Origin of the sequence: Flavobacterium agrisoli, from assembly GCF_016522065.1 — a bacterium.
In the GTDB taxonomy this organism is placed as follows: domain Bacteria; phylum Bacteroidota; class Bacteroidia; order Flavobacteriales; family Flavobacteriaceae; genus Flavobacterium; species Flavobacterium agrisoli.
Window position 1 is genome coordinate 1 of sequence record NZ_JAEHFV010000002.1, and the last position, 16842, is coordinate 16842.

Annotated in this window: 14 protein-coding genes; 5 read left to right on the forward strand and 9 right to left on the reverse strand. The window is 33.6% G+C overall.

The window, feature by feature from the left end:
- Positions 1 to 729: 729 nt before the first annotated feature.
- Positions 730 to 1965, reverse strand: coding sequence for an ABC transporter permease (locus I5M07_RS05155; protein WP_200105156.1), 1236 nt, complete (start codon positions 1963 to 1965; stop codon positions 730 to 732).
- 87 nt (positions 1966 to 2052) lie between these two features.
- The gene (locus I5M07_RS05160) at positions 2053 to 2547 is read right to left on the reverse strand and encodes a YkgJ family cysteine cluster protein (protein ID WP_200105157.1); all 495 of its coding nucleotides are present in this window, start codon (positions 2545 to 2547) and stop codon (positions 2053 to 2055) included.
- Positions 2548 to 2616: 69 nt separating this feature from the next.
- Here I5M07_RS05160 and I5M07_RS05165 point away from each other — a divergent pair, with 69 nt between their 5' ends.
- From I5M07_RS05165 to I5M07_RS05180, 4 genes are all read left to right on the forward strand, one after another.
- Positions 2617 to 3318, forward strand: a complete 702-nt coding sequence (locus I5M07_RS05165) for a class I SAM-dependent methyltransferase (RefSeq protein ID WP_200105158.1) — start codon at positions 2617 to 2619, stop codon at positions 3316 to 3318.
- Positions 3319 to 3849: 531 nt separating this feature from the next.
- Positions 3850 to 4236, forward strand: coding sequence for a (deoxy)nucleoside triphosphate pyrophosphohydrolase (locus I5M07_RS05170; protein WP_200105159.1), 387 nt, complete (start codon positions 3850 to 3852; stop codon positions 4234 to 4236).
- The gene (locus I5M07_RS05175) at positions 4233 to 7373 is read left to right on the forward strand and encodes a DEAD/DEAH box helicase (RefSeq protein WP_200105160.1); all 3141 of its coding nucleotides are present in this window, start codon (positions 4233 to 4235) and stop codon (positions 7371 to 7373) included. Before I5M07_RS05170 ends, I5M07_RS05175 begins: the two co-directional genes overlap by 4 nt.
- A gap of 244 nt (positions 7374 to 7617) precedes the next feature.
- Positions 7618 to 7815, forward strand: coding sequence for a hypothetical protein (locus tag I5M07_RS05180; protein WP_200105161.1), 198 nt, complete (start codon positions 7618 to 7620; stop codon positions 7813 to 7815).
- Positions 7816 to 8431: 616 nt separating this feature from the next.
- Here I5M07_RS05180 and I5M07_RS05185 read toward each other — a convergent pair.
- The 7 genes from I5M07_RS05185 to I5M07_RS05215 form a co-directional block, all read right to left on the reverse strand.
- Complete coding sequence (locus I5M07_RS05185) at positions 8432 to 9064, reverse strand: 7-carboxy-7-deazaguanine synthase QueE (protein ID WP_200105757.1); 633 nt, start codon at positions 9062 to 9064, stop codon at positions 8432 to 8434.
- Between the two features lie 95 nt (positions 9065 to 9159).
- Positions 9160 to 10827, reverse strand: coding sequence for a tetratricopeptide repeat protein (locus tag I5M07_RS05190; RefSeq protein WP_200105162.1), 1668 nt, complete (start codon positions 10825 to 10827; stop codon positions 9160 to 9162).
- Between the two features lie 10 nt (positions 10828 to 10837).
- Entirely contained in the window at positions 10838 to 11752 is a 915-nt protein-coding gene (locus I5M07_RS05195) for a PstS family phosphate ABC transporter substrate-binding protein (protein WP_200105163.1), read from the reverse strand.
- Between the two features lie 234 nt (positions 11753 to 11986).
- Entirely contained in the window at positions 11987 to 12811 is an 825-nt protein-coding gene (locus tag I5M07_RS05200; RefSeq protein ID WP_200105164.1) for an energy transducer TonB, read from the reverse strand.
- 40 nt (positions 12812 to 12851) lie between these two features.
- A complete protein-coding gene (locus tag I5M07_RS05205) occupies positions 12852 to 13397 on the reverse strand; it encodes an ExbD/TolR family protein (RefSeq protein ID WP_200105165.1) in 546 nt (181 codons plus the stop codon).
- A 19-nt stretch (positions 13398 to 13416) separates the two neighbouring features.
- Positions 13417 to 14028 carry an ExbD/TolR family protein gene (locus I5M07_RS05210; protein WP_200105166.1) on the reverse strand — a complete coding sequence of 204 codons (612 nt, stop codon included), beginning with the start codon at positions 14026 to 14028 and terminating at the stop codon, positions 13417 to 13419.
- 55 nt (positions 14029 to 14083) lie between these two features.
- Positions 14084 to 14905, reverse strand: a complete 822-nt coding sequence (locus tag I5M07_RS05215) for a MotA/TolQ/ExbB proton channel family protein (protein ID WP_200105167.1) — start codon at positions 14903 to 14905, stop codon at positions 14084 to 14086.
- A gap of 375 nt (positions 14906 to 15280) precedes the next feature.
- Between I5M07_RS05215 and I5M07_RS05220 the strand changes: the two genes are divergently transcribed.
- On the forward strand, positions 15281 to 16801 hold the full coding sequence (locus I5M07_RS05220) for a helicase HerA-like domain-containing protein (RefSeq protein ID WP_200105168.1): 1521 nt from the start codon (positions 15281 to 15283) through the stop codon (positions 16799 to 16801).
- The last annotated feature ends 41 nt before the right edge of the window (positions 16802 to 16842 follow it).

The following is a 16842-nucleotide window of genomic DNA, read 5'->3' on the forward strand; positions in this document are numbered from 1 at the left end:
AATAACTTGCGCCGTTTGCGGGGTGCAAATGTAAAACGCTTTTTCTAATTACACAAACTTTTTTTTCGATATTTTTTAAAGTTTTTAAAACCCAATCAATAACTCAAAATCAATCTCAATAACTATAGAACGTTTCGCTGTTGCGGGTGCAAAAGTAGACACTTTATTCAATTAAACAAGCCTTTTTTTATTCTTTTTTTAATAGTCGCTTAATACAAATACTTAACTCGCTATACCTGCATTACTTACATCCTAACTTTTTTTAAAAGTTTTTGTGTTACTTGGGTTTTTATAGTGCTGGATTGTTGCTTTTGGGCAGGACAACACTATTCATGAGTTGTGAGTTGTCGGTTTTGGGTGGTGGGAATGGTTATTGGTTCGGTTTTCGGTTTTTTGAGGGTTCTAAAATAACTATGCTCATTATTAAATGAATCCTATTAATACTAAGCTGCTTTAAAATACTTTAGCTCTATCTTACAACTTTGACAATCCTGCAAAAAAGTGTTCTTGAAATCACTATTGCGACACTGTACCGTTTTCATGCATCACTCATGCACTATCCATGCTTTATCTATGCATTACTATTATGGTGAATGGTGAATTGACCCGTCCTGTGACCCGTCCTGTAACAGCTATAGAATATTTTAGTGCTGTATGTGATTCCTCATGCTGCGGGAGGGAAAGCTTTTTTTATTGGGAATTTAAAGCGACTTCTTATAAACACTCCAATTAATCAAAACGCATGGCTTTTACGGGAGAAATTTTAGTTATGATATAAGAAGGGATTAATAATACTAAAAAGCAAATTACTACCGTTAGAGCATTTAGCCCGAAAATATAAAACCAATTTAAATATACTGGAGCCTGGTTGACATAATAGTTTTCGGGATTAAGTTTAATAATCCCGAATTGTTGTTGTATCACTAAAATTCCGATTCCGATTAGATTTCCCCAAAACAATCCTCTTACTATTAAATAGAGTGCGTTGTACAAAAAAACTTTTCGTATCATCCAATTATTGGCGCCTAGTGATTTTAAAATTCCGACCATTTGAGTTCGTTCTAATATCAAAACCAATAGCGCTACTACCATATTAATCGTGGCCACCACAATCATGATTACCAAAATAACCACAATATTAAAATCGAATAAATTGAGCCAATCAAATATATAATGGTATTTATCAATAATTGTAGCTGCATCGAGATAGGTTGGGATTTCGGAATAGATTTTGTCCCCTACTGGCTTGATTTGATCATAATCATTTATAAAGACCTCAAAAGCGCCCACTTGATTCGCCTTCCATTTATTCATTCGCTGAATATGCCGAATATCTCCTACAATATACGTTGCATCAAAATCCTGAAATCCGGAATTAAACAAACCTACAATTTTGAAACGCCTAATGTTGGGCATTTTATTTTCTTCTTCTTTTACAAAAAAAGTATTGAACTTATCTCCCAATTTTAAATTAAGACGATTGGCCAAATAACTTGAAATTAGCACTTCTTCGTTTAAACCATCGGTATAATTGGGTAATTTACCTGCTACTAAATATTCCTTTACATTATTCCAGCGATAGTCTTTTCCAACTCCTTTAAAAATTATTCCCTCAAAAGCATTCTCCGTTCGGATAATTCCAGCTTTCGTAGCAATTGCCTGTACATGATCAACTTCTTGGATGTTTTTAAATTTGGGGTAGAAATTTTGTTGTAGCGCAATTGGGTTTAGCGTTACATCGGATTGGTTGTTGTCGTAATTTGAAATAATAATTTGACCGTTAAAGGCCAAAATTTTTTCTCGTATTTTTTGCTGTAATCCAATTCCGGTAGCTACCGAAATAATCATCATAATCATACCGATGGCAATTGCGGAAATGGCAATCTTTATAATTGGAGCCGAAATGCTACTTTTATTTTCTTTAGCGGTAATAAGCCTTTTGGCGATTAAATATTCGAATTTCAATTGGATCTAATTTATATCAAGAATGTTATTTCAAAAGTACGGTTTATTACTCAAAGATTACTATTGGCAATAAGACAACTTAACGCATTAAAGCGGCATCCTTTTTTTCATTTCTTCTACAATATTAAAAGCTGCCGGACACATTTCGACATTTTTGAGGGTAAGATTCGAAATTTGATGAAACTTTTTACGATCGGTGTGTGGAAACTCCCTGCACGCTTTAGGGCGAACATCATAAATTAGACAAAAATTTTCATTATCGAGAAAATGACAAGGAACCGATTGCAAAACATAATCATTATCTTCATCTATACGCAAAAACTGGGCAATAAATTGTTGGGGTTTTTGACGTAAATGTTTTGCTATTCGCTCAATATCGGCCAAAGTGAATAAAGGCCCTGTGGTTTTACAGCAATTGGCACAAGACAAACAATCGGTTTTTTTGAATTCTGCCTCATGAATATCTTGCATGACGTAATCTAAATTTTTGGGTGTTTTCTTTTTTAGCTTATCAAAATATTTTTTGTTTTCGATATGCTTATCTTTGGCTAATTTGCGAAGGTCTGTGAGTGCTGGTTTCAAATTTTGTAATTAAAATTGAATTGCAAAGTTACTCAACTTGACAAATTGAACCCTTAAACTTTATCTAAAATGTTAGATTTATTTGGAAAAGCCATGTTGGATTACCAAACCCACAACGCACCTGAAAATATTATTACCGAAACTTCGATATCTGAAGCCGATGAAATGGACGTAGCTTATTTGTTTCGCGATTATCCTCAGATGCCTTTAATTGAACAAACTGCCTTGCAACTTTGCTTCGGAAAAGTCCTTGACATTGGTTGTGGCGCTGGCAGTCATAGTTTGTACTTGCAAAACGAACGAAATTTAGCTGTTTGTGCTCTAGATATTTCGGAAAACGCAATTCAAACCTGTCATTTACGGGGTGTAAAAAAAGCCTTTGTGCAAAACATTTTGGATTATGATTCCGAAAAATTTGACACTATTTTATTATTAATGAATGGAACGGGCATTTTTGGGAAATTGTCACAGTGCGATTTGTACTTGCAAAAATTAAAATCGCTCCTACTTCCTGGTGGTCAAATTTTAATTGACAGTTCCGACCTCATTTATATGTTTGACCAAGATGAAGACGGTGCCTACGAGATTCCGGCTGATGGTTATTATGGCGAATTGACATTTGACATCACGTACAAAAATGAAAAAGAAGTTCCTTTTGATTGGTTGTATCTCGACTTCAATACGCTTCAAAATGCCGCCGCCGCTAATGGCTTGACTTGTACTTTGGTTTGCGAAGGGGAGAATTATGATTATTTGGCGCGGTTGCAGTGAGCTGTCTGTCAGCTTTGAGCTGTCGGCTTTGAGCTTTCAGCATTTTTGTCTCAAAAGTTATGAGTTTTGAGTTGTGGGTTTTGAGAGACAGTTATGGGTTGTCAGTTTTTGGTTTTCAGTTGTCTGTCGGCTTTGGACATTTTACCGCGAAGGGGCAAAGTCGCAAAGGAGTTTGGCTGTCGGTGTAGAAAATTTTCGCTGTAAAGAACATCAAAGTTTTTTTTGTCTTACTACAACAGTTTACTACGCTCGCGCTTCGGATTATTCAAACATTTGACACTCTTCTACGGAATCTAAGGCCGAAGGAAAAGAAAAAAGTGGACAGTGGTCAAACATCAGTCGGGTTAGTGCTGTGAGATTTAGGATTTTTTTCCTTTCTCTGACATTAAAACAATCACTATTTTATTAACTCTTGTAAAAATAAAGACACTTAACACAATAACTTTTCATCTGTTTTTTTTAAAGTTTAAGATTAAAAAAACTGTACCAGATTAAATAGTTATTTTTGATTGTTAATTTTTATTATTAATTATGATCAAAGTAACCTGCGCCATAATTCGCATCAATGAAAAAATATTAGTTGTCCAGCGAAGTGAGAAAATGAAACTTCCTTTAAAGTGGGAATTCCCTGGTGGAAAAATGGAAAATAACGAAAGTGAAGAAGATTGCATTAACAGAGAAATTAAAGAAGAGTTAAGCATAGATATTGAACTTGTTTGTAAACTTTCTGATTCAATTTATGACTATGGAGATTTCAAAATTAATTTAATTCCTTTTGTAGCCAATTATGTGTCAGGTGATATTGTATTAATGGAACATACAGATTATAAATTATTAGAAATAGAGCAGTTATTAAACATAGATTGGGCCGAAGCCGATGTACCAATTGTTGAAGAATTTATCAAAACAGCATTATGAATCAAGGTTTATACGAACAATTAGTTACAAAACTTATCAATATCAAACTTAGCGAACTGGATAAAAATACTTTCCAAGTCAAAACAACTAACATTGATAAGGCTGAGGCATCTCAAATTTTATCACAACATATTGCAGCTAACATTCAATATGCTTTCTCTTTGATAAAAGGAGAAAAAATAATTGAAAAGCAGATTGAAATTGCTAATAAAATTATTCTATCCTTAAAGGAAGAATTAAAAAAAGAAGAGTTTGAAGACGATCTAATTGAAACGGAAGGTAAAATTCTAAAAGCTGTTTTTACTAAAATTGATGCTCATTTTTCAGACCTCGATTTACATCTAAAAGAAATTACGCCTTATACTCGATTAATTCACAGCGAACTTTTTACAGGTGGAAATTCAGGTACTACATTAGAAAGCGAATTACGAAAAGAAATACTTTCTGCAGATAGAGTCGATCTATTAGTTTCGTTTATTAAATGGAAAGGAATTCGCATCCTCGAAAAAGAGTTGACCGAATTCACCAATCGTGGCGGAAAATTAAGGGTGATAACGACCACCTATGTAGGAGCTACCGACTCTAAAGCAGTCGATTTTTTAGCATCCTTGAAAAACACAGAAGTTAAAGTCTCCTATAACTCCGGAAACGAAAGATTGCACGCCAAAGCCTATTTATTTGAAAGAAACACGGGTTTTCATACCGGCTATATTGGTTCATCCAATTTTTCTCGTTCTGCTTTGACTGATGGTTTAGAATGGAATCTAAAAATTACAACAAAAGAAGTCGGACATATCATTGATAAGTTTCGAAAAACATTCGAAACGTATTGGCAAAACTCAGATTTTGAATCATACAATAAAGAAAGACATTCCGAAAAATTAATTAGCGCTTTAAAAGAAGGTAAATTTTCCAAAGAATATATCTTACCTACAACTTACTTTGATTTAAAACCCTTCCATTATCAAAGTGAAATACTTGAAAAATTAGAAGTAGAACGAACCATACATAACCGCAATAGAAACTTAGTCGTTGCAGCTACAGGAACCGGAAAAACAGTTATCTCTGCATTTGATTATAAAAGGTTTAGAAGTAACAATAACTCCTCTAAACTATTGTTTGTTGCGCATCGAAAAGAAATCCTTCAACAAGCTAGAGCTACTTTTCAAGGAGTATTGAAAGACAATAATTTTGGAGAATTATGGGTAGATGGACTTGTACCTCAAAGCAACGAATATGTATTTGCATCTGTTCAAACTTTAAAAAACAGCCTGAAAGACATTAACCGATCCTCAGAATATTATGACTTCATTATTTTAGATGAAGCCCATCACGGTGCTGCTTCGAGTTATAGACCTTTCTTAAATTATTTTAAACCAAAGGTTTTACTTGGTCTTACAGCAACTCCTGAAAGAATGGACGGTGAAAATATTTTAGAAGATTTTTGCAATCGCATAGCTGCTGAAATAAGATTACCGGAAGCTTTAAACAAAAAATTACTCTGTCCTTTTCAATATTTTGGCATTTCAGATAGCATAGACCTATCCAAAGTAAAGTGGGAAAAAGGAAGATATGTTGCGAGTGAATTAACCAATATATATACAAAAAACAATATTCGAGTTGGAGAAATCATAAATAGTTTAGAAAAGTACACTAATGATATTCGAGAGATTCGTGCCATTGGTTTTTGTGTATCTGTAGAACATGCAGTTTTTATGGCGGAAAAGTTCAAACTTGCAGGGCTTAAGGCACAATATTTAACGAGTAAGAACTCTAATAAAAGAGATACATTAAGAGAACAATTCAAAAAAAAAGAACTCAACTATCTATTTGTCGTAGATATTTTTAATGAAGGTGTGGATATACCGGAAATCGATACCGTTTTATTTTTAAGGCCTACCGAAAGCTTAACAATTTTCCTTCAACAATTAGGTCGTGGTTTACGATTAGCAGAAGGAAAAGACTGCTTAACAGTTCTTGATTTTGTAGGTAATGCAAGACCAGAATACGATTTTGAAAATAAATTCAGGGCTTTAATTGGCAAAACAACAACATCTGTACGAAAAGAAATTGAAGATGATTTCCCTCACTTACCATTAGGTTGTGCAATTGTTTTAGAGAAAAAAGCAAAGGAAACTATTCTTGAAAATATTAGAAAAGCAACTTCATTAAACATTAATCAACTGCTTTCTAAAATAAGTAATTTTCAGCATCAAAGTGCATTACCATTAACACTACAAAATTTTATTGATTTTAATCATATCCCTTTAGAGGCTATTTATAAAAAAGACAGCTGGTCTCGTCTTTGCCAAAAAGCAGGAATTATTAGTGATTTTGATAATGTGAATGAAAAACAAATTTATTCTGCTATCAACAAAAAATGGCTATCAACCAACTCAACAAGTTATTTCAGTTTCGTTCTTAAAATTGCCAAGCGAGGTTTTAATATCAACCTAGCTGAATTTTCAGACAATGAAAAAGCTATGCTTTTAATGCTTCACTATGATGTTTGGCAAAATCCAGAGCAATTTAATTCTCTTGAAGAAAGTATAGGTCAAATTGGAAAAAACAAATTACTACTAATTGAAATTATTGAAGTCCTTGAAATCCTCATAGATCGTGTAGATTTCAAAGAAATTGATATTGAACTTCCGTATACTCAGCCATTAAAAGTACACGCGCGTTATACACGTGATCAAATTTTAGTAGCGTTTGGTGATAGTACATTCGAAAAAAAATCTTCTAATCGTGAGGGAGTTTCCTATATTGATAAAATCAATACCGAATTACTTTTCATTGATTTAATAAAATCCGAAGAAGACTATTCACCTACGACGATGTATGATGATTATGCCATTAATGAGATTTTATTCCACTGGCAGTCACAAAACCAAACTAGGTCAGATACAGGAAAAGGATTAACATATATCAATCACAATAAAATTGGAAAACGCATTTTGCTTTTTGTGAGAGAAAAGGCTAAAAATGAATATGGAAATACAATGGGCTATGTATTCATTGGAGAAGGAAACTACCTAGAACACGAAGGTTCAAAACCGATGAGTATTAAATGGGAACTCAACGAACCTATGCCAAATTACTTATGGAAAGAATCTGCTAAAATGTCGGTGGGGTAAACAAATTTAATTGAGACCTTAATTTCATAAATTAAGTTTTTCAATAGATATTAATTCAAAACATTAACTTTCGTATTGAAAATTTTATTTAAATTCATTCTTTTGCACAAACCATCTTGAAAAACCTACTTTTTTTTGTATTATTAAAAAATCTACATCTTTATAAAGGTAGGTTAAAATAAGTCAAAATAGAAGATTGAAATTAAGTAAATCACGATGTGGAGTGTTATAAACTAAAAAGAATATGGATCAAATTCGTGCATTAGAAATATTAGAAGACATAGCTTCAGGTTGCTCTCCTACAACAGGCGAACTAGTTAGAAATGATTCTGTTTTAAATGAACGTGATGTAATTAGAGCATTACAAATTGCCATTGATACTTTAAAAGTTGGAAATCAAAATCAATTTCTACCTACTATTACAATTGATGAAACAGAATAAAAAACCGTGATAGAACTTTTTAAAAAGTAACAATCAAAGTGTCACTGAAAATAGTCTCGCAGGATACTTTCTTGGATCAAGAAATTTCAAAAATGATAATCTTATCTCAAATTCGTTATTTGGTAAGTTGAAAAATTCTTTTACTAAGGGCCAATTACTTGATTACTTTAGTCAATATTTATCGGAAAGTAGACTTCTAAATAATAATAAAAACATATATCGCGAAATTGACTTTTTTCAAAAAAAAAAGTTTAATAATCTTTCTGAAAATGCAATTAAACAACTGAAAGGAAAAATATTTGAATTAGAAATACTTAAAACAGATAACCTTTCTGAAAATGTTAAAAATGCAAGAATTGCTTACCCTAGAGCACTATCATCTCTCGAATGCGCTCGAGATGAAAATTTTGATCAATCGGCGGTGGCCTGTGGCCGATTTTTTTGGCTAATTGGGAAAGTAAAATCCTATTTGATAGTTTCCTTCTACAGAAAAATCAAATTCCGGAAATCTATAAACAGTACTACCGTACCACTTTTAGTACTTTAAAAAATATTTCATCATACCTATTCTTCATTTACAAAATAAGGCTCATCTGGAAAATGAGCCTTATAATGATTACGGTATGTTCAAATATTTGTGTGTTTGTAAGGACACTCTCCACTTTGGGTTGGCCATTACATAATCTACAATTAGCGGTGTCATTTCTTCTTTTTTGCTCCATTCGGGTTGAAGGAATAAAATAGCGTTATCGTTGACCAATTCGGCTTGTTCTTCGGCAAAAATGAAGTCGTGTTTGTTGTGAATGATGACTTTTAGTTCGTGCGCCTTGTCATAAACGGTTTGGGTGGGTAATTTATTTTTTTTGGGAGAAAGGCAAATCCAATCCCAATCACCTGAAAGCGGATAAGCTCCCGAAGTTTCAATATGAACTTTCTTATGGTTTTCTTTTAATTGCTTTGTTAAAAGTGTCATGTCCCAAGTTAAGGGCTCTCCACCGGTAACCACCACTGTATCGGCATATTTACTAGCATTAGCCACTATTAAGTCGGTACTAGTAGGCGGATGTAATTCGGCATTCCAGCTTTCTTTCACGTCGCACCAATGGCAACCCACATCACAACCTCCAATTCGAATAAAATATGCAGCGGTTCCTGTATGATATCCTTCTCCTTGAATGGTATAAAACTCCTCCATCAAAGGCAACATTGCCCCTTTATCAACTGCTATTTGAATATCTTTTGCTACCATCATTATAAATTAAGCCGCAAAGATAAACATTTAAAAAAGGATAAAAAAAACCCGATAGCAAATCACTATCGGGTTTTATGAAACATATGTAATCTTTATTGTTGTAACGATTTTAAAGATTCTGTAGCATATTGGTTTGTTGGATCTAAAACCAATGATTTATTGAAATACTCCATTGCTTTTGCTTTATCCGTATTTGCAAAACTAGCTCCCATATTGTTATACGCTTCAATTATTTTAGCTTTGGTTGCAGGATTTGAAACTTCTTCAGCTCCTTTTGCATTTACAGCAGCTAAATATTTTTCATAACTAGTTACCATTACAGCATCATTATCCATAGCACTATTGATACGCGCTTTGTATAAGAAAGCCTCATAATAATCTGGTTTTGCTACAAGAACACGATCAAAAGCAGCGTCACCTCTTTTTAACAAATCCATATCTTTAGGATCGGCATTTACATTTGCGTAGTAAGCACTTAAACCAAAATATAAATTATCTTCCAAGTAATTTGAAGAATCTTTCACGTTAGCGCCAAATTCAAAAAGCAAAGCAGCTTCTTTAAAGATGCGTTTCCCGAAAAGGTCTTTAGCTTCTTTGGAAATTGGATCTGTCATAGTAGCATCCAACGCAATTCCTTTCTTAATATCTCCCAAACCTTCGTTAAAAGCTGTTGCATCAACCGATTTTTGATCAGCAGCCATCCCTTTTTTGATTTTTGCTAAACCTAAAAACATATAATCGCTAGCAATTTTTTTAGTATCTGGGTTATTGATGAAATCGTTCATTGATTTAATAGCTACATCAACATTTCCGTTTTCGTAAGCTGCATAACCTAAATAACGATAAATACGAGGATTTACTTTATCCAATTCGATCATTTTATTCGCTTCTGTTTCAAGCGCTTTATAATCACCAATCAAAATCAAGAAATCGGCACGTCTCATTCTAGAGTGAATAGAATAATCCGTTAAACTCATGTATTTATCATAATTGGTAAGTGCTTTTTGCATGTTCTCACCTGCTTTTGCTGGTTTGTTACGAGCCCATCTGTAGTACGTCTCTGCTAACTCTCTGTAAACTGGTCCGTAATTTGGATTAACAGCAATTACTTCATTATAGGATTTGATTGCTTCTTCCCAAGAATTAGCCCCTTTTAAAAGGACACCCATTTGCATTTTTGCTCTTAATAATGTTTTATCTGCATCATAAGCGCTACTGTATGCTTTATAAGCTTCGTTTTGATTTTTATCGCAATAGTGAGCATCACCTAAAGCCAATAAAGCTTCTGCATTTTGAGGTTCAATTGCTAAAGCACGGTTAATGATAGTGATAGCACTTTTACAATCTGGATTTTCCGCATTTAAATAAGCTCTACCAATGTAAATGAATTCCTCCACATCTTTACGACGCATGTCTTTGGCAGCTAATTCAAAATTAGATCTAGCCTCAGTTACTTTTTTGTTATTCAAGTCAATTTGACCTAAACCAATGTAGTTAAAATTAGCATCATCTTCTGCTTTTAAACCACTATTATAAGCCAACTTAGCTGAATCAACTACCGTTTGAGCTAAATATACATTTCCTAGTAAAAAACTAGCTTTTCCTTCCTTTGGATTATCTTTAATAATATTTTTTAAAAGTGATTTTGCCTTTTCAAATTGTTCTGCATCAATCGCCTTTTTAGCTTCTGTTAAATCTTGAGCCTGAACTGCTGCTGTAGCAACCATCAATCCAAGAGTAAAAATTTTAAATTTATTCATCTTTATTAAGTTAATTATTCTGTTCTTTTTTCTCAATAGCTTCTCTAACTATAATCTTTCTGCTAGGTGTTTTGTAAGGCAACAATTCAGACTTCAAAACGATTCGTTGTCCAACTTCGCCTGCAAAAAAGGATGCGATACCCATTCCTAATCCAGCTGTACCTTGGCAATTGACAATATACAAATCTCTTGACAATGGATACAAATTATTTGCTAAATTAAATTGCGATGGCGAATAACTTTTTGTTTTACCCACACCTTTAATACTCAAAACAACATATTTATCTGAATATGTTTCCATTTCTGGAGTAGGCTGTGTAATCCAATTGTAACCTACCACTCCCATCATACCTTCATTCTCGGTAATGAATTTGATAACCTCTTCGTTCGATTTAAATGAATAAACACCTTCTGACGGAAAATCTTCAATTTTAGCCAACTCTTTTATCTGACGAGCCGTACTAGAGTTGAGATTATCAAAAACCAATCCCTTTATTTTAGAGTCGGCATTTCCTTTTAAAAAAGAAATAACGCTTTCTAAATCGACAACGGTATCAGTAGTCTTTTTATTCGCAATAAAAACAATAGCATCTGTTGCAAAAGGGGTAATTCTTGGAATAATTTTTTTTTGCTCAAAAACGTCTAATTCCTCTTTGTTTAAGGAACGTGACATAAAAGCAATTTTATATTTTCCGTTTGTTAAATCCCTTACTATTTCAGCCTCAGCATTACTTTCAATTTTTACATTTGCTTTATATCGATCTTGAAAAATAAGCAATTCATCCTCCACAATAGGCAAAATAGATTCATCGGTCACTACCGTAACATTTCCTTTCAGAATTGTCTCCTTACTTTTATCCTCTTTGCAAGAAGCAAGAAAAAAAATAAAAATCAAGAATCCAAACAGATTACATTTTTTTAACATAATAATCATTCATTTTGATTAATTAGCCTCACAAACCGTATAAAGGAATACACAATTAAAAGAAGTCCAAAAGCAATCCTATAAGGACGTTCCATATCAATTGGGAGGGTTTTGGAAAACATGATAAACAAACCCAAAACCAAATATAATAAAAAAAAGAGTATCCCTAAAACAAGAAGAAATCGCCCTTGAAGCGATTTCTTCTTATATTTTTCAAGTACTTTCTCAAACATTTTAGTTGGCACTTTGAATAGCAATTGGTAACGAATATAATACCCTTACTGGCTTACCGTTTTGCATACCTGGTTTCCATTTAGGACATTTATTCAAAACACGGATCGCTTCTTTACCAGTTCCGTACCCGATATCTCGTAGTACTTTAATATCGGTTAAAGATCCGTCTTTTTCCACAACAAAGGTTACATATACTTTCCCTTTCAATCCCTCTTCTTCAGGAGCTCTATAGTTGTTAGCAACAAACTTATAGAATTTCTCCATTCCTCCAGGGAAATCTGGTTTTACCTCGATACCTGCTACGTTGTAAATTTGTTCTGGAGCCTCTTCGGTTACTTGTCCTCCTTTAGGACCATCACCAAAAGCAACAGGGTTAACTACTAGTTCGGCATTCGGATCCCCTTTGATGTTTTTATCACCAACATTTTTATCTTTTAATTCAGTGATTTTTGGTGGTTCTTCAGTAACCTCTTCAGCCTTAGCGACCACTGGTTTTACAAACTTTACCACATCTACTTTAGGAGCAGGCGGTGGTGGTGGTGGCATATTAAGCTTTGGCGGCTCAACCTTTTTAGGTTTAGGCGGCAATTTTACCGTTTTAATGACTTTATCAATATGAACCGTATCCTCAGAACCTTCGCTGTTCTTAATAAAGTCTATAATAAGTGGACTTGCAACAGCTAGAGCAAAAAGAAACGCACCAATCAAAAGCGCTTTGAATGTAGTTGATCGGTTTTCTTTTCTTAACTGATAAGCACCATAGACTTTATTACGCCCTTCGAAAACGATGTCAAGCCATTGATTTTTAATAATATCTAATTTCATTTTTCTTAGTTATAAGGTTATCAAAGATAATAAGCCGGGCTTATTTACCCTCTAACAATTTCGTTTCTTCTGGTAAAAAATCATTTACGATTGCATATGTTTTTACATCAGTAATTGCCATCTCGTCTAATATATCAATTAAATTTTTATATTTCGACTTTTTACTCGGTTTAATGATTACGATAATTCCTTTTTCAGGATTACCAGTATACTCTAATACCGATTTTTTTCTAGCTATCAATTCCGGACGAATTCCGTTTTTACCGTAAGCTATATCTTTAGGTGCAATAAGTGGATTTGTAATTAAACCCATATAATACACTAATTTACCATTCTCACCTAACAACAAAGTCATGGTACGATTTTCATCTACTTTAACTTCTTTATTGTTAATTTCGTTATCATCTTTATCTGGTAAAGCCAAACTCATGGATTGAGGTTTTGACAACGTAGTTGTAAGCATAAAGAAGGTAATCAAAAGGAATGCCAAATCCACCATAGCCGTTAAATCTACTTTGGAACTTAGCTTTTTACTCCTTACTTTGCCGTCCTTACCACCACCGTCGCCAGTATTTAATTCAGCCATTCTAGTTTATTTTTTTTAATTAAAAATCTTTTCCTCTTTTACCTGTAATCAAACTGAATGAGTTTACGTTTTGATCTTGTAAAGCATCCATTACTTTTTGAATTGCAGGGTAATTTTCTTGAGCATCTCCTTTAATAGCAAAATTAAGTTCTTTATTAGCCACTTCAATATTTGCTTTACGAGCGTTCAAAATCCATTCTCTTAATTGGTTATCAGTAGAATCTTTTGGAATACCTGGCTGATCCGCTTTAATACGATCTGACGATTTCATATCGATTAATCCTTTCAAACTTGCAATTGGCACACCAAAATCTGACATTAAAGAGAATTCTGTTTTATCGCTTTCAGAGAACTTTACACCATATTTATCTTCCATCAATTCCAAGGTTCTGATACGAACATCTTTACCTTTCAAATCAAAGAATACTTTGTCTTTACCTACTATTAATGTTGCCAAATCACTTTCTGGTAATTTTGTTTCAACTGTTGATGCAGGCGTATCTACAGGCAAAGCCTCAGGCACTTTTGAAGTAGCAGTTAAGATAAAGAATGTTAACAATAGAAACGCAACATCACACATGGCAGTCATGTCTGTAGACATTGACTTTTTTTTCATTTTTATTTTCGCCATTCTCTTTTATTTAAAAAATCGGCATGTATAAAATTCACATGCCAATAAAATTAATTTATTGTTTTAAACTTCCTCTGAATTTTCTGTATGTGTTCACGATAGTAACACCAGCTTCATCAATAGAGTAAGTTAAATCATCAATTTTAGAAGTAAAGAAGTTGTAAGCAATAATTGCAAAGATAGAAGTACAAATACCAGTTGCAGTATTTACAAGTGCTTCAGAAATACCAGTTGCAAGAGCCGCTTGGTCAGGAGATCCAGCAGAAGCTAACGCACCAAACGCTTTAATCATACCCGATACTGTTCCTAATAATCCTCCAAGAGTTCCTAAAGATACTAATGCAGAAATGATTGTCATATTTTTCTCCAACATTGGCATTTCTAAAGAAGTAGCTTCTTCGATTTCTTTGTGAATTGTTTCAGAAGCCTCTTCAGAATTGAAACCTTCTTTTTTAACATCTTGATATTTAATTAAAGCCGATTTGATTGCATTTGCAACAGAACCTTGTTGTTTATCGCATAAAGCAATAGCACCTTCAATGTTTCCTTCTTTAATATTTTTTTGAACGTTAGTCATGAATGTATCTAAGTTCGATTTACCAGCCGCTTTAGAGATTACAAAAAATCTTTCGAAAGAAAAAACAATTACCATTAACAACATACCCAATAAGATTGGCACGATGAAACCTCCGTGGTAAACCATACCTAATGTATTCAACGGACGTCCTTCTGGAGTTCCTCCTTCAAAGTTAGCAGGAGATCCCATGATAAATTGCCAAATTAACCAACCAACAAAAACACATGCCGCAATAATGATTCCTGAAACCATTCCTCCTCCATTTGAAGTGCTTTTCTTTTCAACTTTAACGTTTGCCATTTTTTTTTAAATTTTAATAGTTTTAAATAATTTTATTTTTTAGTTATAATAAACTTGTAGTGGAGCAAATTTATATGTTTCATTGAAATAAAAAAACTTTTTTTAATTTTATTGCAATTAATTTAACTGTAATTTAAAAATATATATCGCCTTATTTCATTAGGGATATTCAAATAAATAAAAATCATCAAATATTAACTTAAAAATTTAAAAAGTTACCATTAAAACTTTATAAAAAATCAACAAACCACATTAAATGTTAATTTAAAAAAAATTATCAGTATTTTTTTCTAAAAAAATTCTACTACAAAGAACCCCTACATTTTTTATATTTATAACGAGAAACGGCACCTATACCTTTAAAAATAACATTACATGAGTAAAAAAGAAGACTTTCAATCCGCTATTAAAGCGGGTTATGCAACCAAAGGCGAACACCTTATTTTAGGAGGTGCTATATTAGATGGGGAACCCCTTGCCGACACCTTTGTACAAATTCCGCTTAAAACACTTAACCGTCATGGGCTAATTGCCGGCGCTACCGGAACAGGAAAAACGAAGACCATTCAGGTTTTTTCCGAACAACTTTCGAAAGCTGGAATTCCCGTTTTGATGATGGATATAAAAGGTGATTTTAGCGGTATTGCAAAAGAGGGAGAAGAAAAACCCTTTATCACCGAAAGACATTCTAAAATTAATCTTCCGTATACTACGTCTGCATTTCCAGTAGAATTACTTTCGCTTTCCGAGCAAAGCGGGGTTCGTTTGCGCGCCACTGTATCCGAATTTGGGCCTGTATTGTTTTCGCGTATTTTAGATTTAAACGATACACAATCGAGTGTAGTTGCCGTTATTTTTAAGTATTGCGATGACAAAAAAATGCCCTTGTTGGATTTAAAAGATTTTAAAAAAGTAATTCATTATATCACAGAGGAAGGCAAAGAGGAAATTATTGCACATTACGGTAAAATTTCTACCGCTACTACTGGAACCATTTTACGTAAAATCATTGAGCTAGAACAACAAGGTGCCGAAGTGTTTTTTGGTGAACGCTCTTTTGAAATTGACGACTTAATGCGAATTGACGAAAACGGATACGGCTACGTAAACATTATACGCTTAACCGACATTCAGGATAAACCGAAACTATTTTCAACCTTTATGCTGAGTTTGTTAGCCGAAATTTACCAACAAATGCCTGAAAAAGGAGATGCAGGCCAACCCGAATTGGTTCTATTTATAGACGAAGCACATCTCATATTTAATGAAGCCAGTAAGGTTTTATTGGAACAAATCGAATCTATTGTCAAACTTATTCGTTCGAAAGGAATTGGAATTTATTTTGTGACTCAAAACCCAATGGATATTCCGAGTGGGGTTTTAGCACAATTAGGATTAAAAATACAACATGCATTGCGTGCTTTTACCGCCAATGACCGACAAGCCATTAAAAAGACGGCCGATAACTACCCTACTTCTGAATTTTATAAAACAGATGAATTGTTAACCAGTTTGGGAATAGGCGAAGCTTTGGTAACAGCTTTAAGCGAAAAAGGCACTCCCACGCCACTTGTTGCCACCATGATGAGAGCACCTGAAAGTCGGATGGATATTTTATCAGAAAGCGAAATTCAGGAAATCAATTCCAAATCCAAATTGGTAAAAAAGTACAGCGAATTAATTGACCGTGAAAGTGCGTACGAAATACTTACTAAAAAAATAAACGAGGCCGAAACGGTTGCTGAAGAAAAGAAAACCGAAACAGAAACCACTCGTCAAGCAAAACCACAACCCAGCACCGCCGATGTGGTAGGAAAATCGGTTTTAAAAGTTTTAACCAGTGCCACTTTTATTCGTGGTGCTTTTGGAATTTTATCTAAAATGCTTAAAAAATAAGTATAGCAAAAATACCAAAATGGCTGCCTCAAAAGACAGCC

Coding starts and splice junctions, on each gene's coding strand:
- I5M07_RS05180 (WP_200105161.1), top strand. CDS start 7,618: ATGGATCAAATTCGTGCATTAGAAATATTAGAAGACATAGCTTCAGGT.
- I5M07_RS05220 (WP_200105168.1), top strand. CDS start 15,281: ATGAGTAAAAAAGAAGACTTTCAATCCGCTATTAAAGCGGGTTATGCA.
- I5M07_RS05210 (WP_200105166.1), bottom strand. CDS start 14,028: ATGGCGAAAATAAAAATGAAAAAAAAGTCAATGTCTACAGACATGACT.
- I5M07_RS05185 (WP_200105757.1), bottom strand. CDS start 9,064: ATGGTAGCAAAAGATATTCAAATAGCAGTTGATAAAGGGGCAATGTTG.
- I5M07_RS05215 (WP_200105167.1), bottom strand. CDS start 14,905: ATGGCAAACGTTAAAGTTGAAAAGAAAAGCACTTCAAATGGAGGAGGA.
- I5M07_RS05170 (WP_200105159.1), top strand. CDS start 3,850: ATGATCAAAGTAACCTGCGCCATAATTCGCATCAATGAAAAAATATTA.
- I5M07_RS05200 (WP_200105164.1), bottom strand. CDS start 12,811: ATGAAATTAGATATTATTAAAAATCAATGGCTTGACATCGTTTTCGAA.
- I5M07_RS05190 (WP_200105162.1), bottom strand. CDS start 10,827: ATGAATAAATTTAAAATTTTTACTCTTGGATTGATGGTTGCTACAGCA.
- I5M07_RS05165 (WP_200105158.1), top strand. CDS start 2,617: ATGTTAGATTTATTTGGAAAAGCCATGTTGGATTACCAAACCCACAAC.
- I5M07_RS05195 (WP_200105163.1), bottom strand. CDS start 11,752: ATGTTAAAAAAATGTAATCTGTTTGGATTCTTGATTTTTATTTTTTTT.
- I5M07_RS05205 (WP_200105165.1), bottom strand. CDS start 13,397: ATGGCTGAATTAAATACTGGCGACGGTGGTGGTAAGGACGGCAAAGTA.
- I5M07_RS05175 (WP_200105160.1), top strand. CDS start 4,233: ATGAATCAAGGTTTATACGAACAATTAGTTACAAAACTTATCAATATC.